Source organism: Burkholderia sp. BCC0097, assembly GCF_902832985.1.
In the GTDB taxonomy this organism is placed as follows: Bacteria; Pseudomonadota; Gammaproteobacteria; order Burkholderiales; family Burkholderiaceae; genus Burkholderia; species Burkholderia orbicola.
In genome coordinates this window covers 496,392-517,368 of the sequence record NZ_CADFDM010000002.1, presented here as the reverse complement: position 1 = coordinate 517,368, position 20,977 = coordinate 496,392, and the positions used below count along the sequence as shown (strand labels likewise).

At 67.1% G+C, this 20,977-nt stretch carries 17 protein-coding genes; 8 read left to right on the top strand and 9 right to left on the bottom strand.

The window, feature by feature from the left end; translation table 11 throughout:
• Positions 1-13: 13 nt before the first annotated feature.
• From HWX07_RS07545 to HWX07_RS07520, 6 genes are read right to left on the bottom strand one after another with little or no spacing between them, the layout of a single operon-like run.
• Positions 14-1,024, bottom strand: coding sequence for a zinc-binding alcohol dehydrogenase family protein (locus HWX07_RS07545; RefSeq protein ID WP_175875813.1), 1,011 nt, complete (start codon positions 1,022-1,024; stop codon positions 14-16).
• 23 nt (positions 1,025-1,047) lie between these two features.
• Positions 1,048-1,923 (bottom strand): amidohydrolase family protein, encoded by an 876-nt coding sequence (locus tag HWX07_RS07540; protein WP_175875812.1) that lies wholly within the window; start codon positions 1,921-1,923, stop codon positions 1,048-1,050.
• Positions 1,920-2,936, bottom strand: coding sequence for an aldo/keto reductase (locus HWX07_RS07535; RefSeq protein ID WP_175875811.1), 1,017 nt, complete (start codon positions 2,934-2,936; stop codon positions 1,920-1,922). Before HWX07_RS07535 ends, HWX07_RS07540 begins: the two co-directional genes overlap by 4 nt.
• 35 nt (positions 2,937-2,971) lie before the next feature.
• Positions 2,972-3,919: an ABC transporter substrate-binding protein gene (locus tag HWX07_RS07530; RefSeq protein WP_175875810.1), complete on the bottom strand. Its 948-nt coding sequence runs from the start codon at positions 3,917-3,919 to the stop codon at positions 2,972-2,974.
• 42 nt (positions 3,920-3,961) lie between these two features.
• Positions 3,962-4,993 (bottom strand): ABC transporter permease, encoded by a 1,032-nt coding sequence (locus HWX07_RS07525; protein ID WP_175875809.1) that lies wholly within the window; start codon positions 4,991-4,993, stop codon positions 3,962-3,964.
• Positions 4,986-6,530, bottom strand: coding sequence for a sugar ABC transporter ATP-binding protein (locus HWX07_RS07520; RefSeq protein ID WP_175875808.1), 1,545 nt, complete (start codon positions 6,528-6,530; stop codon positions 4,986-4,988). The genes HWX07_RS07525 and HWX07_RS07520 overlap by 8 nt, the downstream gene beginning before the upstream one ends.
• Positions 6,531-6,763: 233 nt before the next feature.
• Between HWX07_RS07520 and HWX07_RS07515 the strand changes: the two genes are divergently transcribed.
• Complete coding sequence (locus HWX07_RS07515; RefSeq protein WP_011549869.1) at positions 6,764-7,465, top strand: FadR/GntR family transcriptional regulator; 702 nt, start codon at positions 6,764-6,766, stop codon at positions 7,463-7,465.
• A gap of 50 nt (positions 7,466-7,515) precedes the next feature.
• Here HWX07_RS07515 and HWX07_RS07510 read toward each other — a convergent pair whose 3' ends face one another.
• Complete coding sequence (locus HWX07_RS07510) at positions 7,516-8,844, bottom strand: MFS transporter (RefSeq protein ID WP_124620747.1); 1,329 nt, start codon at positions 8,842-8,844, stop codon at positions 7,516-7,518.
• A gap of 528 nt (positions 8,845-9,372) precedes the next feature.
• On the opposite strand from HWX07_RS07510, the gene HWX07_RS07505 reads away from it, so the two are divergent.
• The 6 genes from HWX07_RS07505 (at position 9,373) to HWX07_RS07480 (ending at position 17,234) form a co-directional block, all read left to right on the top strand.
• Positions 9,373-10,317 carry a helix-turn-helix domain-containing protein gene (locus HWX07_RS07505; protein WP_175875807.1) on the top strand — a complete coding sequence of 315 codons (945 nt, stop codon included), beginning with the start codon at positions 9,373-9,375 and terminating at the stop codon, positions 10,315-10,317.
• Positions 10,318-10,605: 288 nt separating this feature from the next.
• Positions 10,606-12,045: an APC family permease gene (locus HWX07_RS07500; protein WP_175875806.1), complete on the top strand. Its 1,440-nt coding sequence runs from the start codon at positions 10,606-10,608 to the stop codon at positions 12,043-12,045.
• 261 nt (positions 12,046-12,306) lie between these two features.
• Positions 12,307-13,752: an aldehyde dehydrogenase family protein gene (locus HWX07_RS07495; protein ID WP_175875805.1), complete on the top strand. Its 1,446-nt coding sequence runs from the start codon at positions 12,307-12,309 to the stop codon at positions 13,750-13,752.
• A gap of 62 nt (positions 13,753-13,814) precedes the next feature.
• Positions 13,815-15,179 carry an aspartate aminotransferase family protein gene (locus HWX07_RS07490; RefSeq protein ID WP_011695045.1) on the top strand — a complete coding sequence of 455 codons (1,365 nt, stop codon included), beginning with the start codon at positions 13,815-13,817 and terminating at the stop codon, positions 15,177-15,179.
• 151 nt (positions 15,180-15,330) lie between these two features.
• On the top strand, positions 15,331-15,894 hold the full coding sequence (locus tag HWX07_RS07485; RefSeq protein ID WP_053524768.1) for a cytochrome b/b6 domain-containing protein: 564 nt from the start codon (positions 15,331-15,333) through the stop codon (positions 15,892-15,894).
• Between the two features lie 191 nt (positions 15,895-16,085).
• Positions 16,086-17,234 carry a porin gene (locus HWX07_RS07480; RefSeq protein ID WP_175875804.1) on the top strand — a complete coding sequence of 383 codons (1,149 nt, stop codon included), beginning with the start codon at positions 16,086-16,088 and terminating at the stop codon, positions 17,232-17,234.
• A gap of 62 nt (positions 17,235-17,296) precedes the next feature.
• Here HWX07_RS07480 and HWX07_RS07475 read toward each other — a convergent pair whose 3' ends face one another.
• Positions 17,297-18,352, bottom strand: coding sequence for a porin (locus HWX07_RS07475; protein ID WP_175875803.1), 1,056 nt, complete (start codon positions 18,350-18,352; stop codon positions 17,297-17,299).
• Positions 18,353-18,390: 38 nt separating this feature from the next.
• On the opposite strand from HWX07_RS07475, the gene HWX07_RS07470 reads away from it, so the two are divergent.
• Positions 18,391-19,392 carry an IclR family transcriptional regulator gene (locus tag HWX07_RS07470; RefSeq protein WP_244129948.1) on the top strand — a complete coding sequence of 334 codons (1,002 nt, stop codon included), beginning with the start codon at positions 18,391-18,393 and terminating at the stop codon, positions 19,390-19,392.
• Positions 19,393-19,446: 54 nt separating this feature from the next.
• On the opposite strand, the gene HWX07_RS07465 is transcribed toward HWX07_RS07470, so the two are convergent.
• Complete coding sequence (locus HWX07_RS07465; RefSeq protein ID WP_175781827.1) at positions 19,447-20,904, bottom strand: NAD-dependent succinate-semialdehyde dehydrogenase; 1,458 nt, start codon at positions 20,902-20,904, stop codon at positions 19,447-19,449.
• Positions 20,905-20,977: the final 73 nt, after the last annotated feature.

Sequence of the window (20,977 nt, the reverse complement as noted above, 5' to 3'; positions counted from 1 at the left end):
CGGATTCGATCGTTCAGCATTCGACGAGCGCCTTCACGACGGTCTGCCCCGCATCCAGCAAGCGCGGCAGCGCATCCGGCACCTCCTCGAGCCGCATCCGGTGCGTGTTCAGCGCGCGGTCCGGAATGCGCCCCGCACGCATTGCGTCGAGCACCGTCGCGAAATCCTCGGCCGTCGCATTGCGGCTCGCGAGCAACGTGGTTTCCCGCTTGTGGAATTCAGGATCCGAAAACGCGACATGCCCGCGCACGATCGAGATCAACGTGTACTTGCCGCCGTGCGCGACGAACTCGAAGCCGCGATTCATCGCATCGAGATTGCCCGTCGCGTCGAATACCGCATCGAAATACTCGCCGTTCGTCAACGCTGCGAGACGCGCCGCGTCGTCTTCCCCAACCTCCACCGTCGCATCGACCGTGAGATGCTGCCGGCAAAACGCGAGCCGATCCGCCCGCGTATCGAGGCACGTGACGTCGGCGCCGCGCAGCTTCGCGAAGATCATCGCGGCCATGCCGATCGGCCCGGCGCCGACAATCAGCGCCCGCTGTCCGGCACGCACATCGGCGCGGCGCACCGCATGCGCGCCGATCGCAAGGAATTCCAGCATCGCCGCCTGGTCGAGCGAAATGCCGTCGGCCTTGTGGACGAACTGCGCGGGCACGCTTAGGTATTCTGCGAGTGCGCCGTCGCGATGCACGCCGAGCACCTTGATGTTGACGCAGCAGTTCGTGTTGCCGTGACGGCAGGCGACGCAGTGTCCGCACGACAGATACGGCATCACGTACACCGCGTCGCCCGCGCCGAGACCCGCCTCCGGTTCCGCTTCGACGACGACCGCGGAAAGCTCGTGACCCATCACGCGCGGATAGTCGAGGTACGGCTGGTTGCCGGTGAAGATGTGCAGGTCGGTGCCGCAGATGCCGACCCGTTGCACGCGCAACAGCACTTCGCCGCTGCCGCGCACGGGCAGTTCGCGCTGCTGCACGCGCAGCACGCCTGGGGATTCGCAAATCACGCTGAGCATGTCGGTTTTCCTTTCGTTCGGGTTCATTCGTCGTGGCGTGCGGTGTCGATCCGGTAGAAACGGCGTGCGTTGCCGCCGAAGATGTCGGTCAGCGCCGCGGAGCCGAGCAACCGCGCGCAGTCGTCCTCGCACGCGGCCAGCCATTCACCGTAGCCGCCGCATGCCGATGCCAGCCGCAGCACCGGCCAGTCGCTGCCCCACATCAGGCGCGTCGGCCCGAACAGTTCGGCCAGCGCGTGGACATACGGCCGGGTGCGCGTGCGGACGGCATCCGGGCCGGCCGACGGCCCCGCTTCGGTCCAGAGGCCGGACAGCTTGCAGTGAAGGTTCGGCAGGTGCGCGAGCCGGCTCATCGCGGACAGCCACGGCTGCAATTCGCCGCGTTCGATGAACGGCTTCGCGCCGTGGTCGATCACGATCGGCAAATCAGGATGGCGTCGCGCAAACGCATGCAGCGCATCGAGATGGCTCGGCATCACCAGTGCATCGAAACGCAGCCCATGCTCGAGCATCGCGGCGACCGCGTGATCCAGCCGCGGATCGTCGATCCACGCGTCGTCGGGCAGATCCTGCAGCATCGGCCGCAAGCCGCGCGCTTTCGGTGCCGATGCGAACGTCGCGATCCGCGCCGGTGCGTCGTCGGCCTTCAGGTCGACCCAGCCGACCACGGCGCCGACGCTCGGCGTGTCAGCCGCGAGATCGAGCAGAAAGCGCGTGTCCGCTTCGCTCGGCAGCGATTGCACGACGACGGTGGTATCGATGCGCGCGGCGTCGAGCAGCGGCGCCAGATCGGCGGGACCGAAATCGCGATGAATCGCGTCGAGTTCGGCTGGCGGCCAGCAGCCGACCCGCGCGCCGATTCGCCAGTAGTGCTGATGGGCGTCGATGCGCGTGGTCATGCGTGTGCTCCCGGAACCGGCGCGTGCGCCGCGATCAACCCTTCGTCCCGCAATGCATCCCACAGCTCGGCCGGCGCGGGGCGCTCGAACCAGTCGATGTTCTGCTGCAACTGCGCCACGCTGCGCGCGCCGATCACGCACGACACGACGGCCGGATGCCCGAACGGGAACTGCAACGCAGCGGCGGGAAGCGGCACGTCGAAGCGCTTGCACAGCGCGCCGAGCCGCGTCGCCTTGTCGATCACGTCGGCGCTCGCGTCCGCATAGTTGAACTTGCCATTGCCGGCGAGCAGGCCGGAATTGAACACGCCGCCGATCACGATCGCCGTCCCTTCCCGGGCGCACGCGTCGAGCAGCGGTTCGAGCGCCGTCTGTTCGAGCAGCGTGTAGCGGCCGGCCAGCAGCACGGCGTCGAGCGCCGCTTCGTTCAACGCGTCGGCCGCGACTTCCCATTCGTTCACGCCCAGACCGAACCCGCCGATCTCGCCGCCCGAGCGCAGCGCATCCAGCGCGCGAAACCCGCCGCCGCGGGTCAACTGCGCCCAGTAGTGCGCGTGACGCTCGCCATGCGTCATCGCGCCGATGTCGTGCACGTAAAGCATGTCGACGCGCGCGAGCCCGAGCCGTTGCCGGCTGTCGTCGTGCGAGCGCATGATGCCGTCGTAGCTGTAGTCGTAGACCGGCCGGAACGGCAGCGGCTCGGCCCAGCCGTCGTCGCCCGGCCGCACGCTGGCGTCGGCGCGCATCAGCCGCCCGACCTTCGTGCTGAGCGTGAAGGCGCCGCGCTCGCGCGCGGCGAGCGCCGCCCCCACGCGCCGCTCGGACAGCGTGTAGCCGTAATACGGCGCGGTGTCGAAATAGCGCAGGCCGGCCGCCCACGCGGCGTCGACGAGGGCTGCGGCATCGGCGGCCGACATCGGCCGATAAAGGCCGCCGAGCTGCGAGCAGCCGAGGCCGAGCACGGACATCGTCAGCCCGCTGCGCGGCAAGATACGCGTATCGTTTGCGTTCATGAGGCGTGACGGGTTACGGGAAGAAGACACGGCGATCAGTACAGGACGTTTTTCGCCGCCTGAGAATCGAGGTTCTGCTTGTCGACCATCACGACACCGGTATCGATCAGCTTCGGCGCGGGCTTGCGCTCGATCACGTCGAGCGCCGTGCGCACGCCCTGATTGCCCATCTGCCACGAGCCCTGCACGGCGATCGCCTGCACGGTGCCGTCGCGCACGAAGCCCTGCAGGTCCTCGTTGCCGTCGAACCCGATCGCCACCACCTTGCCCGCCTTGCCCGACTGCTTCAGCGCACGGCCCATGCCGACCGCGGTCGGCTCGTTCGCGCCGAAGATGCCCTTCAGGTCCGGGTTCGCCGACAGCACGTCGGTCGTCTGGTTCAGCGCGGTCGCCATTTGCGATTGCGAGTAGTACGGACCGACGACCTGCAGCTTCGAATGGCTCTCGATGTACTTGCGGAACCCGCCGACGCGGCTGACCTCGGACCCCGCGCCCGGCACGTACGACATGATCGCGATCTTGCCCGACTGCCCGACGCGGTCGATCAGCGCCTTCGCGCACAGCGCGCCCGCCTTCTCGTTGTCGGTCGACAGGAACGCCTGGTAGTACGGCTTGCCGGCGTCGGCGATGGCCGAGTCGATCAGCACCACCGGAATGTGCGCTTCCCACGCCTTCTTGATCGCGGGCACGAGCGCATCGGGATCGGACGGTGCGAGCACGATGGCCGCCACGTGACGCGTGACCGCGTTGTCGACCATGTTGACCTGTCCGCTGATGTCCGACTCGGCCGCCGGCCCCTGGAACGTCATCGTGTAGCCCTTGGCGCCGTCGAGCGCGGCCTTCGCGCCCTTCTGCACGTTCTGCCAGTAGTTCGAATTGACCGTCTTGACGATCACGGCGATCTCGCCGCCCGCCGCATACGCGCCGCTGCCGCACACCGCGAACACGCACGCCGATGCCGCCAGCAGGATGGATTTGTTCATGTCTCGCTCCGCTTCTCGTTGGTAGGGACTGCTTGCTGCCGGTCAGGGCCGGCGGTTGCGCAACTGGTCGATCCACACCGTGCCGAGGATCACGACGCCGATGATGATCTGCTGGATGAAGCTCGACACGCCGTTCATGTTCAGGCCGTTGCGCAGCACGCCGATCACGAACGCGCCGATCGCCGTGCCGGAAATCGTGCCGACGCCGCCCATCAGCGACGTGCCGCCGATGACCGAGCTGGCGATCGCGTCGAGCTCGTACATCACGCCTTCGTTCGGCTGCCCGGTGACGAGCCGCGACATCAGCACGCAGCCGGTCACGCCCGCGAGCGCGCCGGACAGCACGTAGGTGAACAGCTTCACGCCCTGCACGTTCACCCCCGACAGCCGCGCGGCTTCCGCGTTCGACCCGACCGCATAGATATGACGGCCGAGCGACGTTCTCGACAGCAGCACGGACACCACGACGAACAGCACGACCATGATCACGACCGGATACGGAATGCCGGGAAATGTCGTGTCGGGGAACCCGTCCGCGCCGATGCGCGAGATCCTCAGCAGCGCGCCGTTGCCGAGCGCGCCGAACGCGTCGCCGAGATCCGATACCGGCCGGGCGCCCGTGATCTGCAGCGCGATACCGCGCGCGACGAGCATCATGCCGAGCGTCGCGATGAACGGCGGCAGGCCCATCTGCGTCACGCAGATGCCGTTGACGAGTCCGCACAGCGCGCCGACCAGGATGCCGGCCGCCATCGCGGCGGGCACCGGCACGCCGGCCTTGACCAGCAGCGCCGCGCACACGCCGGCCAGCGCGAGCACCGAGCCGACCGACAGGTCGATGCCGCCGGTGATGATCACGCAGGTGGCGGCCACGCCCAGATAGGCGATGGAGGTGACCTGCAGGCCGACGGTCATCAGGTTGTCGACCGAGAAGAACGCCGGGCTCGATATCGAGAACGCGAACACGAGCACGACGAGACTGCCCAGCGCCGCGAACTTCTGGATCAGGTCGCGCCGCCGCTGTCGCGCCGCCCGTTCGTCGGCCTGGCTTCGATCGGATGTCATTTCAAGCATGGGAACGCCCCGACGCGTAGTGCATGATCTCCTCCTGACTGGTGTGTTTCGTATCGAGAATGGCGGTCATTCGACCTTCGTGAAAAACAGCGATCCGGTCGGTCATGCCGAGCAGCTCCGGCAGTTCCGAACTGATCAGCACGACGCCGACGCCGTCGGCGGCGAGCCGGTCCATCAGCCCGTAGATCGCGAATTTGGCGCCGACGTCGATCCCGCGTGTCGGCTCGTCGAAGAACAGGATCTTCGAGCCGCGGTACAGCCATTTGCCGATGACGACCTTCTGCTGGTTGCCGCCGGACAGGTTGCGCACGCGCTGGTGCACGGACGGCGTGCGAATCGCCAGGTCCTGCACGTAGCGGCGCGCCACGTCGATCTCGTCGTCGAAACGCAGGAATCCGAAGCGCGATGCGATGCCGCGCACGTTCGCGAGCGTGAGATTCGCCGCGACCGGCATCGGCAGCGCGAGCCCCTCCTTCTTGCGGTCCTCCGACAGATACGCGATGCCGTGCCGGATCGCCTCGCGAGGCGAGCGGATCGTCACGGGCCGGCCGTGCAGCGCGATCGTGCCGCCGTCGGGGCGGTCCGCGCCGAAGATCGCGCGCGCGATCTCGGTGCGCCCGGCGCCCATCAGTCCCGCGAAACCGAGGATCTCGCCGCGGCGCAGCGCGAACGACACCGGCCCGAACACGCCGTCGCGGCGCAGGTCCCGCACGTCGAGCAGCACGTCGTCCGTCGGCACCGATTGCCGGGTCGGGTACGCGTCGTCGAGCGTCCGCCCGACCATGCGCGCGACGATGTCGTCGATGCTCACGTCGGCGAAATCGTCCGTCGAAATGTGGCGCCCGTCGCGCAGCACCGTCACGCGATCGACGATCTGCGCCATTTCGTCGAGCCGATGCGAGATGTACAGGATCGCGACGCCGTCGGCGCGCAGTTCCTCGATGATGCGAAAGAGCTGCACCGTCTCCGCTTCCGTCAGCGACGACGTGGGCTCGTCCATGATGAGCACGCGCGCATCGTGCGACAGCGCCTTCGCGATCTCGACCATCTGCTGTTGCGCGATGGACAGCACGCCGACCTTCGTCGTCGGCGCGACGTTCAGGCCGATGCGCGCGATGCAGCGCGCCGCCTCCGCATTCATGCGTTTCGTATCGACGAACGGGCCGCGCCGCGGCTCGCGCGCGAGGAACAGGTTTTCCGCCACGCTCAGGTGCGGGACGAGATTGAGTTCCTGGTGGATGATCGAGATGCCGGCCGCCTGCGCTTCGGAAGCCGAACGAAACCGCACCGGCGCACCGCGATAGTGGACGACACCCTCGTCGGGCAGGTACTGACCGCTGATGATTTTCATCAGCGTGGATTTGCCCGCGCCGTTTTCGCCGCACACCGCATGCACCTCGCCGCGTCGCAGGTCGAGGCGAATCCCGTCGAGCGCGAGCACGCCGGGGAAGCGCTTGCGAATCCCGTCCAGGCGCAGGATCTCCCGGTCGGCGTCGTCGTGAGCGGCCTGACTGGGCAGATTGCGAGGCATTGCCATTGCGTCTCCTTGGAATGGATCGACCTCGACACCATCTGGTCAGTCCAATTTGGATGAATTACAGCAATCAAACCAATTTTGGTCAAGCCAATTTAATTATTCACATCCGATCTTACCAATGGTGAAAACCCGGACATCCGGATGAATGCACCGCCGCACGGGGCGATGCAGCAGGCGTGATAGACTCCGCGACACGCGCTTGCGCCCCAAGCGCCTTGATCCCGATCCATCGAATGAAATCGACAGAACCCAAGCGGCTTTACCAATCGGTCGCGGCCCAGATCGTCGCGCTGATTCGTCAGGGCGAATTCGCGATCGGCGAGCGGCTGCCGCCGGAGCGCGAGCTGGCGCTGACGCTCGGCGTATCGCGTCCGTCGCTGCGCGAGGCGCTGATCGCGCTGGAAATCGGCGGCCAGATCGAGATCCGGATGGGCTCCGGTGTCTATGTGCGCGACACGGCGGCCGACGACGTCGGCCCGATGGCCACGCTCGGCGACAGTCCGTCGGAATTGATGCAGGCCCGCGCGGCCGTTGAAGGCAGCGTCGCCGCGCTGGCCGCGGCGCGGATGACAGCCGCGATGCTCGAGCGCCTGCGCCGCACCGTTCAGCGCATGAAGCGGCTCGCGGAGGCCGGCAAATCGCCGGTCGAAGCCGACCGGCAGTTCCACATGCTGATCGCGGAAGCCGCCGGCAATTCGGTGCTCACCCGCTTCGTCGGCGAGCTGTTCGACAGCCGCCACGACCCGATCGCGGCCGCCATGCGCGGTCACGCGGAAAATCCGCAGACCTGGACCGCCGCGGTGCGCGAGCACGAGGACGTGCTGCTCGCGCTGCAGGCCGGCGACCCGATCGCGGCCCAGACGGCCATCCGCGCGCATCTTCGTGCGTCCGAAGCGCGCTGGATCGAGGGTGGCCTGAAAGCCGATCCGGATTGATCGCGTGCCGGCGCCGGCACGCGTTGGCGAGCACGGGCGCCGGTAACGCGCTATTCAACGCCCTGCAACGCCGCCCGTTCGCTGGCCGTGCGGCGCGCCGGCAGCGTGCGCGGCACCAGGCTCGTCACCAGCACCGCGCCGACCACCAGCAGCCCTGCGACCACCCCGAACCCGGCATACGGCGCGCCGGTCCGCGCAAACAGGACGCCGACCAGCCACGAACTGAACGCCCCGCCGAGCGAACCCAGCATGCTGATCACCGCGATGCCCGCCGCCGCCGCCCGGCCGGTCAGTTGGGCAGCCGGAATCGTCCAGAACACGATCGGCACGGTGAACGCGCACAGTTGCGCGATCGCAAGCAAGGCCACGGTGATCCATACGTGACCGACCGAGAAGCGCAGGAGCAGCAGACTGCAGGCGGTGACGAGCATGCACACCACCGTATGCCACCGGCGCTCGCCGTATCGGTCGGAACTCCATGCGATCGCCACGTTGCCGATCATCGTGAACACGGAAATCAGTCCGGACAACCAACCGATTCCCGAGATGCTCGACACCCCGGCCGCCTTCAGCACCGTGGGCGACCAGAACGTCACCGTACCCATGCCGACGTAGACGCAGAAATAGATCGCAGCAAGGCCCAGCACCCGACCGTTGCGAACGATGTCGAGCACGCCCACCCGGCCATGGCCGACCACGGCCGAGGCCCGCTCCGCGTCCAGATCGCGCAAGAGCGCCTGCCGCTCCGGCGGCGACAGCCATGCCGCCTGCTCCGGCCGGTCGCTCAGCATCCGCGGCGCGACCAGTCCGAGCGCGATGGCCGGCAATCCCTCGATCAGGAACAGCCATTGCCATCCGCGCAACCCCATCGTGTCCTGCAGGTGCGCCATGATCCAGCCGGACAGCGGTCCGCCGATCATCCCGGCTACAGGAACGGCGAGCAGCAGCACGCTGTTGACACGGGCGCGCACCGTATCCGGAAACCAGTACGACAGGTACAGGATCAGGCCCGGAAAGAAGCCGGCCTCGGCGGCGCCGAGCAGAAAGCGCACCACGTACAGCGACACGCTCCCGGTCACGAACATCTGCGCCACCGTGCAGAGGCCCCACAGCACCATGATTCGCATGAGCGTGCGGCTCGCGCCGATGCGCGCCAGCACCAGATTGCTCGGCACCTCGAATGCGGCGTAACTGATGAAGAAGATGGCCGTCGCGGAGCCGAATACGGCTTCGCTCAAGCCGAGGTCCTGCAGGAACTGCAGTTTGGCGAACCCGATGTTGACGCGATCGACGAAGTTGATCACGTAACAGACGAACAGAAACGGAATCACGCGCAGCGCGATCCGACGATACAAGACGGCAGGGGGTGACTCGGACATGGACCGCTCCCGGTATGTGGACATGCATCACGAGCAAGCGAGGCGTTGCGAGGCAATTATACGAATCCCGTATTTCGGGATTTATTGGTAGTTAACACGAGAGAGGACGTTGACCCGTGAGGCACCACGTCGCCAAATCCGCATTCGTCAGTTTTGTAAGAAAACAGCAACATATTACGATCTTATTGGCCGTTTTCCCCTCGTTGCAAGACCTCGCGCAACACCATGTGTAAACCCGACCTTATAAATAAATGCAATCCCTTATAATGAGATTTTACAAAACACGATCGCCAACGACGGTCGCTTGTCGATATTGTCCGGCACCCCCGCATTTCTTTCGGTTCGGTTACGCTCCGTCGCCCTCCGCGACGTGCTCGCTCGACGAGGGTCAACGGGTTTTCGATCGGGTCACCCGGTGTTTTTTTCTGGATATGATCGTCTGCAGGACGAGCCGCGCTGCCCGCACCCGGGCAGCATGAGCCGGCTTCGGCCGGGATCGAATTTGAAACGGGATGCATTCGCCACGCCATGAACCTGCGCGCTGAAACACTGTGCTTCTCGGATGTGTTCCTCCATTCCCAGGCGATCGTGAACTGGTCGCAGCACTACGACCAGATCAGTCCGGGCACCGCCACGACCACGCTGCGCCAGGTCGCCGGCCAGCGTTTTCACGTCTTTCGCGAACGCATCAACCAGCGCGTGATGCAGCACGGCCTCGCGCCGCGCAACCGGCTCTGCTTCGCGCTGCCGATCGCCAGTGCGGTCGCGCCCGTGGTCCAGGGGCGCGCCGTCGAGCGTCCGAGCCTGCTGACCCTGCGCGGCGGCGAGGAGTTCGTCGCCCACCTGCCGTGCGACACCGAGGTGCTCGCGTTCACGATCGACCGCACGCTCACGGCCGACCGCGAACTGGACGAACTCGCGAACCTCCCCGCCCGCATCCTGAGGCAGCCGGTGCTGCCGATCTCGCCCGCACGCTACGGCAATGCACTGAACGGCCTCGAGCGCGTGCTTTGCCAGGCGCTCGACAGCGGTTCGCTCACCGCACGCGATGCGTTCGACGAACGCGTGCTCGCGCACAGTGTGGTCGGCATCCTGCTCGATCTCGTACAGTCCGACGACCCGGAAGCGGGGGCGCTGCCGTCGGCATCGACGCAGAGCTACATCGTGCGCCGCAGCCAGGAAATCGCGCTGGAATCCGACGACGTACCGACGGTCCTCGATCTCTGTCACCACCTCCGCATCAGCCGCCGCACGCTGCAATACAGCTTCCAGAACGTGGTCGGCACCACGCCGACCGCCTATCTGCGCTCGATCCGGCTGAACGCCGTGCGCCGCTTCCTGATGACGACACCCGAGACGATACGGATCGGCGACGCGGCAGCGCAATTCGGCTTTTGCCACTTCGGACGCTTCTCCGCGTACTACCAGCAGCATTTCCACGAGCTGCCGTCGCACACACCGCGCCTGAACTGAGCCTGCGGCAGACGCATGGCGGCGCCGCATCCGGGTAATCCCCCGGCCGGCCGACACATGCGGATTGCCGATAACGGACAACGCCCGTTTTTTCGGCACCGTAAATTTTGTCGTCGGCCGGCTCGCATGCGGTGCACCGCATCGAGCGGCCGTCCAAGCGCACACCCGTGGCGTCGGCGAACGTCGGCATCGCTTGCCGGCTCGTCAGGATCGGCGCGCGGCACGGGGCTATCGATCAGGCATGCCGGTGTCGACTCCTGACGCACGATCCGGCCAGCGGGACTACTCATGAACGAATCGTCACCCCGGTCCGAAGCGGGGCTCAGCAAGAACGCCGTCGGACTCTCACACATCGTCTTCTTCGTCGTCGCCGCGGCCGCGCCGCTCACCGCGATGGTCGGCGCGACACCCGCGGCGTTCTCGCTCGGCAACGGCCCCGGCGTGCCGGGCGTATTCGTGCTGGCGGGCGTGATGTACCTGATTTTCAGCATCGGCTATGCCGCGATGAGCCGGCACATCTCCAATGCGGGCGCGTTCTACGCATACATCGCGAACGGGCTCGGGCGCCCTGCCGGCGTGGGCGGCGCGTTCGTCGCGATCGTCGCGTACAACGCGGTGCAGATCGCGATCTACTGCATGTTCGGCTTCTTCCTGAACGACAGCATCCAGCGGCACTACGGCGTCGACGTGCCGTGGTGGGCGTTCGCGCTCGCGTGCGTCGTCGCGGTCCACTTCTGCGGCGCGCGGCGCATCGAGTTCAGCGGCCGGCTGCTCGGCATGCTGATGATCGGTGAAATCGCGATCGTGATGCTGCTCGATCTCGCGATCGTCGTGCACGGCGCGAGCACCGGCGGCTTCAGCGCGAAACCGTTCAGCCCCACGATGGTGTTCGCGCCCGGGCTCGGCACCGCGCTCGTGTTCGTGCTCGGCTCGTACATGGGCTTCGAGGCGACGGCGATCTTCTCCGAGGAGGCGCGCGACCCGAAGCGCACGATTCCGCGCGCCACCTACCTGGCCGTGATCCTCATCATGGCGTTCTACGCGCTGTCGTCGTGGGCGATCGTCGAGGCGTGGGGCGAGCACGCGATCGCCGCGCAGGCCGCGCGCGATCCGGCCAATCTCTGGTTTGCCGTCAGCGGCCGGCTGCTCGGCGGCATCGCGACGGACGCGATGAACGTGCTGCTCGTCACGAGCCTGTTCGCGGCCATCCTGTCGTTCCACAACACGATCACGCGCTATTTCTACGCGATGGGCCGCGAACACGTGCTGTGGCGCAAGCTCGGCCATACGTGCCCCGTGCACCGTTGCCCGGACGTCGCCGGCAAGGTGCAGACGCTGATCGCGCTCGCGGCCATCGCCGGATCGGCGGCCTTTCGCCTCGACCCGTTCGCGGTCGTGTTCTCGTGGATGAGCGCGCTGGCCACGATCGGCATCATCGCGGTGCAGATCCTCGTGGCAGCCTCGGTGATCGCGTTCTTCGCGCGCGACCATCGGGACGCCGGCGTCGTGCACCGCCTGATCGCGCCGCTCGTCAGCGTGATCGCGCTCGGCGCGTGCCTCGTGCTGGTCGTGCGCAACCTGTCCGTGCTGAGCGGATCGGATTCGACCTTCGTCGCGATGTTTCCGTATTTCCTCGTCGCCGTCGGCGCGCTCGGCATCCGCGCCGCGCTACGGTTGAAGCGCAGCGACCCCGACCTGTATCGCGAACTCGGGCGCGCTGCCCAATAGCCGCTGCCCGGACGGTGCCGCGCCGCACCGTCGTCTCGTTGCTCACTCCCCGAGCATTTCCCGCTGCCGACGCGACGCGCGATGCGTCGCGCCGGCACGGGTATTCCCTAGCCCGATCGCGCGGCAACGATTGCCGATAGCGGACAAGGCTCCCGATTTCATCGACATACAGTGAATGCGACGTCGAAGCAGCACGGTGGCGGCCGCCCTCGCCGCCGCACCGTTCGGCCCGACGATTCGCCCCTGGGAAACACGGACACCATGATGAAAATTCAGAATCTGATCGGCGGCAGGCTTTGCGACGCAGCGGCCGGCCGCACCTTCGAAAAACTGGCGCCGGCGACCGGCGACTACGTGGCCGCCGTGCCCGCATCGACCGCCGAAGACGTCGATCGCGCGGTGCGCGCCGCGCACGCCGCGCTGCACGCCGACGCCTGGGCCCGCGCCGGCGGCCCGGCCCGCGCGCGCTGGCTGCTTCGGCTGGCGGACCTCGTCGAGCGCGACGGCAATGCGCTGACGGAATTGCTGGCCGTCGAACAGGGACGTCCGCTTGCCGAGATGCGCATGATGGACCTCCCGATGTGCATCGACACGCTGCGCTACTTCGCCGGCTGGGCCGACAAGCTCGAGGGCCGCACGATTCCGACCGACGGCTTCATGGGCCGCCCGACGCTCAGCTACACGCGGCGTGCGCCGGTGGGCGTCGCCGGCCAGATCATCCCGTGGAACGCGCCGTTGATGATCGCGGTATGGAAGCTCGCGCCGGCGCTGGCGGCCGGCTGCCCGGTGGTCATCAAGCCGTCGGAAGACGCGCCGCTGGCGATCGCCCGGCTCGGTGAGCTCGTCTGCGAAGCCGGCCTTCCCGCCGGGGTCGTCAACATCGTCCACGGCGTGGGCGCGGAAGTCGGCGCCGCGCTGGTCGCGCACCCGCTCGTGAACAAGATCAGCTTCACCGGCAGCACCGAAGTCGGCCGCACGATCGCGGGCGTGGCTGCCAAGACCTTCAAGCGCGTCACGCTCGAACTGGGCGGCAAGGCCGCGCAGATCGTGTTCGCGGATGCCGATCTCGACCGTGCGATTCCGTCGCTGATGGCCGGCATGTTCGCGAACCAGGGGCAGACGTGCGCGGCCGGCTCGCGCGTGCTCGCGCACCGCTCGATCGCCCAGGCACTCGAGGAACGGCTTGCCGACGCGGCCCGGGCGATGCGCATCGGTGCGCCATCGGAGCCCGGCGTGCAGATGGGTGCGCTGATCAACCCGCGTCACCTCGCGCGCGTGCGTGCGCTCGTCGACGGCGCGCTCGCCGAAGGAGCGGTCATGCTCGCCGGCGACGAACAGGTGCCGCCGCGCGGCTGCTTCATGCGCCCCACGATCCTGGGCGGCGTCCATCCGGGCATGCGGATCGCCCGCGACGAGGTGTTCGGCCCGGTCGGCATGGTCATGCCGTTCGAGACCGAGGACGACGCCGTTCGCATCGCCAACGACACGCCGTTCGGCCTGTCCGCTTCCGTGTGGACGCAGGACGTCGGCACCGCGCACCGCGTCGCCGAGCGGCTCGACGTCGGCGCGGTCGCGATCAATGCGTGGAGTCCGATCGACGCACGCCTGCCGTGGGGCGGCACCAAGCAAAGCGGGATCGGGCGCGACCTGTCGAAGGCCGCGCTCGATTCGTACCTCGAGGAAAAGATCGTCACCGCAGCCCTGTGACCCCGCGGCGCGCACCGCGCCGCAACCTGTTCAAGCACTTCGCAAGAGAGACGAGAGACACCATGGACTATCAAAAGCGTCAAAAACGATTCTGGCATCCGATGAGCTCGGCGGCCGCCGGACATACGACCCCCACCGTGATCATCGAGCGCGGCGACGGCAACTACGTGTACGACGTCGACGGCCACCGCATGCTCGACGGGGTGGGCGGCCTGTGGAACGTCAACGTCGGCCACAACCGGCCGGAAGTGAAAAGCGCGATCGCCCGGCAGATGGACGAGCTGTCGTACTACCAGACCTTCGACGGCGTCGCCCATCCGCGCGTCTACGATCTGGCCGACCGCCTGTGCGCGATGTTCGCGCAGGAGGACATGCAACGGGTGATGTTCGGCAGCGGCGGGTCCGACGCGATCGAGACCGCGCTCAAGATGGCGCGCCAGTACTGGGTCGCCGCGGGCGAGCCGTCGCGCACGAAATTCCTGTCGCTGCGCAACGGCTATCACGGCGTGCACATGGGCGGCACGTCGATCGGCGGCAACGGCGTCTACCATTACAATCACGGCCCGCTGCTGCCCGGCTGCGTGCTGCTCGACACGCCGTGGCTCTATCGCAATCCGTGGAACTGCGACGACCCGCAACAACTCGTCGAGCACTGCATCCGGCAGCTCGAGGAAACGATCGCGTTCCACGGCCCGCAGACCATCGCCGCGTTCGTCGCCGAACCGGTGCAGGGCGCCGGCGGCCTGATCGTCCCGCCGGCCGATTACTGGGCGCGCGTGCGCGCCGTGTGCGACCGCAACGGCATCCTGCTGATCGCCGACGAGGTGGTCACCGGCTTCGGCCGCACCGGCAGCCTGCTCGGCAGCCGCGGCTGGGGCGTCGCCGCCGACATCCTGTGCGTCGCCAAGGGCATTTCCGCCGGCTACGTGCCGCTCGGCGCGACGCTGTACAACGGGCGGATCGCCGACGCGATCGAACATGGCGCGGGTTTCTCGCACGTGGTCATGCACGGCTATACGTACAGCGGGCATCCGCTCGCCTGCGCCGCGTCGCTCGCCGTGCTCGACATCGTCGAGGCCGAGGATCTGCCGGGCAACGCGGCGCGGGTGGGCCAGCGCCTGCTCGAGCAATTGCTGCCGCTGAAGGCCGACTTCGAGACGGTCGGCGACGTGCGCGGCAAGGGGCTGATGCTGGCGCTCGACCTGGTGACCGACAAGGCCAGCCGCACGCCGCTCGATCCGGGCCTGGGGTTCGCCGCCCGCGTGGCCGATGCCGCGCGCCGGCGCGGCGTGCTGGTGCGGGCGATCGCCAACAAGGTGGTGATGTCGCCGCCGCTGACGTTGCAGCAAGGCGAAGCCGACTTCATGGCCGTGACGCTGCGCGAGGCATTGCAGGAGTGCTGTGCGGATTCGCGGGCGATCGCCTGACCGCAGGAAGCAGCCCGGCGCACGGACTTTTCGTCGAAGGTTCGTGCGCCTCGCCATCCGGCCTCGGTTCGACGAAGATCGCCACGGGACGTCGAAGTCGACGATCGGCATCCCGCCTGTCGCAATGTCGTTTCAAAGGAAGACAAGTCAAATGGACAACCAGGCCATTGCATTCCCCGCGGAGAAATACCCGCTCGCGCTTCGGCTGCTGCACTGGTTCAGGGCGATCCTGATCGGCGCGCAGCTCTGGACCGGCTGGACGATGGTCCGGCTCGACGACAACCTGCCGGCCAAGTTCGACTGGTACTACCCGACCCACAAGGAGTTCGGCGTGCTCACGCTGCTGGTGGTCGTCACGCAACTGGCGATTCGCTCGATGAAGCCGTTGCCGCCGCTGCCTTCCACGCTGCCGACGCTCGACCGAAAGCTTGCCAAGATCGGCCACTACCTGCTGTACGCGCTCGCGATTATCGTGCCGCTGATGGGTTACTCGATGTCCAGCACGTTTACGCAGAGCGACGGCGTGCCGTTCTTCTTTTTCCGCGTACCCGAGTTGCTGCCGAAGAACGACCACTGGTTCGAGGCGTTTCAGTGGCTGCACCGGACGCTCGCCTACACGTTGCTCGCACTCATCGTGCTGCATGTACTCGGCGCGCTGAAACACCGGTTCTTCGATCGCAATCCGGAAAACGACGTGCTGCGGCGGATGCTGTAACGCCGCCGCCACGCGGAACCTCGCGCCCGGCGAGGTTCGTCATTCGGTCCGCCGCGATCGCGGCGGGCCGATCTTCTTCGCATTTTATATTTCGTTTTACTAACGACAAACGGACTTTCCACACGTGTCCGGTGCCGCCGCATGCCGTCGGAAACCACGCCGCGTGGGCCGTCCCCACCTGGAGATCGACGATGAAGAAGATGATGGCGGCCGTATCGGCCGCGAGCGCCATGGGATTCGGCCTGACGGCCCATGCGCAAAGCACCGTGACGCTATACGGCCTGATCGACGAAGGCGTCAATTTCACGAGCAACGCGGGCGGCAGCAAGGCGTACCAGATGGTCAGCGGCGATACCGTGGGCAGCAACTGGGGGCTGAAAGGCACCGAGGACCTCGGCGGCGGGCTGAGAGCGCTGTTCCAGCTCGAGAACGGCTTCAACGCGAGCACCGGCGCGCTCGGCGTGACGTCGCGGATGTTCGGCAGGCAGGCCTACGTCGGCCTCGATTCCGACCGGTTCGGCACGCTCACGTTCGGCCGCCAGTACGACCCCACGCTCGACATGTGGAGTACCTTCACGGCCACCGGCAACTGGCTCGGCGACTTCGGCGCCCACCCGTACGACAACGACAACGCCGACTGGGACTACCGCATCCAGAACAGCGTCAAGTACGTGTCGCCCACATATGGCGGCTTCAAGGGCGAAGTGCTCTACGGGCTCGCGAATCAGGCGGGCGGTTTTGCCCGGAACCGGGTCTACAGCGCCGCCGTGCAGTACCAGGCCGGCGCATTTTCCGCCGCCGTCGCGTACCTGAAGGCCAACAACGGCGGCGCAACCGCGGGCGGCGCATTGTCGAGCGACGACACGGTCTTCAGCGGCCGCTCGCAGCAGAACATCGATGCCGGCGCATCGTACAAGCTCAGCGACAAGCTGACGCTGTCCGCCGCGTATTCTCACGTCGACGTGACCAACCCCGAGTCGAATCTCTACTTCACGAACCAGCCGGCGGCAGGCTCGCAGAACGCGTGGAAATTCGACAACTTCGAGGTCAACGGCCAGTACTTCTTCTGGCCGGACCTCTGGCTCGGCGCCGCCTATACCTACACGCATGCGCATGTCGCGACGGCGGCGGGCGATGCGTCGCCGAGCTGGCACCAGCTGTCGATGATGCTCGACTACGACCTCAGCAAGCGGACCTCGACGTACATCCAGGGCGCGTACCAGCATACGACCGGCCATACCAGCACCGACTTCGACTACGCGCACGTGCTGGGCACGGCCGGGCAGTCGTCGGGCCGCAACCAGCTGGCGTTGCGCGTCGGGATGATGCATCGTTTCTGAATCCGGTGGAAAAACACGGGCTCGCGCGTGGCGCACGCGCGAGCCCGTGTGTTCCCGCGTCGTCAGAACTGATGCCGCAGCCCGAGCCGAACGGCGGTCTGCGTCGAGCCGGACGCCGCCCCGCCGAGCGCCGCTTCGACCTGCGCGCCATACGCGCTGTCGTGCCCGCGTGCGAATACCGCGTAAAGGCCGGTACGTTTCGACAGCGAATAGTCGGCGCTCAACGTGACCTGGTTGGCGGAGCCGATATCGCCGCCGCGCTGCTGGTACTGGAAACCGCCGCCCAGCTGCAACGACGGCGTGACGGCATAGGTCAACCCGGTGTCATAGGTGGTGGCCCGCAACGGCGCGGCGGCGCTGATCCGGACGTCCGACACCATGCCGAAGACACGAAACGGCCCGACGTTGTAGCCGGCGCCGCCCGAAAAGTTGCGCAGATTGCCGCCGGCGGTCACGTCATGCTGGCCGAAATACGCGAGCGCGGCGCTGAACGCGCCTTGCGTGTAGGACAGCATCGCGCTTTGCACGCTGCTGCGTGCGACCGTGCCGGGCACGTTGCCGAATCCCCACATGCCGCCGAACGCGACCCCGCCGAATGTCGGGCTCACGTACTTCACCGCATTGTTCACCTGGACGCCCCACACGCGGTTGTCGAGCGCACCGCCCGCCGACACGTTCGTCGGCAAGCCCCACGCGAGCAGGCCGGCCGGCGTGTTTGCGCCAATCGCGAAGGCCGGCAGCAGATCGCCGACGAAATCGAACTGGCGCCCGAGCGTCACGGTCCCCCAGTCACCGCCGAGCCCGACGTACGCTTGTGAACTGAACGCGGAGCCCGGTACGGTCAGCGCGCCGTCCGACGTCTGGAACTGGCTCTCCAGCCGGAACACCGCGAAGTTGGCGCCGCCGAGATCCTCCCTGCCCGTCAGGCCCCACACGTCGTTGCGCGACACGCCGGCCTGCAACGCGAGCTGACGCCCGCCACGCGGAGCGGACGCCACGCCGCTCGTATAGGTCACGCCCGTGTCCAGCGACCCATAGAGCGTCACGCTCGATTGCGCGAACGCCGGTGCGACGGCACTGCAGCCGCACCATGCCACCATCCGGAACCACCCTTTCATCTGCTTCTCCTCATCGAATTTTCCCGGCCGATGCGTCCGTGAACCGACCGGCGCGGCAGCAACATCGATCCAGCTTGATTTCATCGCTTAAAATAGGAATCCGTATGATTTACAGTGAAGTGATCCAACCCGACACGGCCGGCCCGCTTCCCGCCCATTCGCCAATGCGGTTCCGGTTGCCGCCCGCACGACTTACGTTAGACTACGGCCTGTCGCCCGCGGCGGCGCATGCCGTGCCGCAGCCCGGCGGGCCGAGCCGCGTTCGTCCTTCCCGTTCCATAGCCGTAAGCCGCCTGATCCCGGATCACGTCATGTCGAGCCTCACCAAAATGCTGTCCATCCTCGACGTCTTCTCTTCGTCCGCGACGTCGATGACCGCCGAGGAAATCGCCGAACACATGGGCTTTTCGCGCACCACGTGCTATCGCTACGTGAAGGAACTGGCTTCCGTCGGCCTGCTCGTCGGCACCAACGGCCGCTATACGCTGGGCCCGCGCATCATCCATCTCGACTACAACATGCGGCAGTCGGACCCGACGCTCACCGCCGCGAAGCCCGTGATCCAGAAGCTGGTTCAGGTCACCGGCGGCGATGCGCTCGTCTCGACGCTGTTCGACGAGCAGATCATCAACGTGATGCACGAAACCGGCGCCGAGAACCTGCAACTGGGTTTCGGCCGCGGCCGCATCATGCCGCTGTTCCAGGGCGCTTCGTCGAAAGTGATCGTGGCCGCGATGTCGCGCGCGCGGCTGAAACGCCTGCATGAGCGGCACAACGCCGACCTGGGCGAATTCGCCGCCGACTGGACGCAGTTCTGGCGCGCCTGCCAGCAGATCGTCGACGCGGGCTACTGGATCTCGCGCGGCGAGCTCGACGCCGGGTTCGTCGGCATCGCCGCACCGATTCGCACCGCCAGCAGCGGCGATGTCAACAGCAGCCTGTCGCTGATCTTTCGCGCCGAACACTTCGCACTGTTCGACGAACACGTACTCGGCAAGCTCCTGATCGACGCCACCGCCCAGATCGGCAACGCCACCTGAGCATTCGCGCGGCGTCGCGAACGATGCCGCGCCCGATCGTCTACCGGCGCCCGGTCAGTTCATCTGCGTGATGAATTTGGTGACCAGATAGCCGTCGAACGTCTCCGTGCCGCCCTCGCTGCCGAAACCGCTGTCCTTCACGCCGCCGAACGGGATCTCCGCCGGCCCCATGCCGAAGTGATTGATGTTGACCATGCCGGCCTCGAGCGCACGGCCGATCCGGTGCGCATGGCGCGACGACGTCGTGAACGCGTACGACGCGAGGCCGAACGGCAAGCGGTTGGCTTCGTCGAGCGCATCGTCGAGCGCATCGAACGGCACGATCCCGACGATCGGGCCGAACGGCTCCTCGTTCATCAGCCGCGTGTCGCGCGCCGGGCCCAGCACGACCGTCGGCGCGAAGTAGTGCCCCGGCCCCGCGCCCGCCAAGCGCGCCCCACCCGCGGCAATCTCTGCCCCTTTTGCCTTCGCGTCGGCGACGAACGCGTCGATCTCGGATACGCGTCGTGCATGCGCGAGCGGCCCCATCGTGGTCGTCGCCTCCAGCCCGTAGCCGACGCGAATCTTGCCGACCGCGTCGAGATACGCGGCGACGAACCGGTCGAACACCGGGCGTTGCACGAAGAAACGCGTCGGCGATACGCAAACCTGCCCGGCGTTGCGAAACTTGTACGCGGCCAGCATCGTCGCCGCGCGTTCGATTTCCGCGTCCGCGCAGACCAGCACCGGCGCATGCCCGCCGAGCTCCATGGTCATGCGCTTCATGTGCGACGCGGCAAGCGCCGCCAGTTGCTTGCCGACCGGCACCGAACCCGTGAACGAGATCTTGCGCACCAGCGGCGACTCGATCAGTTGCCTGGACACGTCGGCAGGCACGCCCCAGACGATGTTCAGGCAGCCCGCGGGCAAGCCGGCATCGTGAAAGATGCGCGCGAGCGCGACGATCGCGCTCGGCGATTCCTCCGGCCCTTTCAGCACCAGCGTGCACCCCGACGCAAGCGCGGCCGCGATCTTGTGCATCGCCTGGCTGAACGGAAAATTCCATGGCGAGAACGCCGCGCACACGCCGATCGGTTCCCGCAGCACCGTCTGGGTAACATCCGGGGAGCGCGACGGCACGACGCGGCCGTACGTGCGACGCCCTTCCTCCGCATGCCATTCGAGCTGTTCGGCGGACGACACGACCTCGGCGATCGCCTCGCGAAGCGGCTTGCCCTGGTCCATCGTGATGTGGCGGCCGATCGCCTCGGCCCGCTCGCGCACCAGTGCGGCCGCGCGACGCAGGATGTCCGAGCGCGCGAGCGGCGACTCGCGGCGCCACGTCGCGAACGCGCGATGCGCGGCGCGCACCGCTGCATCGATATCGTCCGATGTCGCATGCGGCAGGTCGCCGAGCACGCCGCCGGTGCCCGGATCGAGCACGGGCTGCGTGCGCCGGCCGTCGGCCTGAAGGAACCGGCCGTCGATATATAGATGGAGCGACGCGTAATCGCGTTGCGCGTCGGGCGTCATGCGGGAAGTCAGGGGCGTAAACGGGATCAAGACGGATACCTCGGTAGAGACGGCGCGATGCGTGATGGACAGG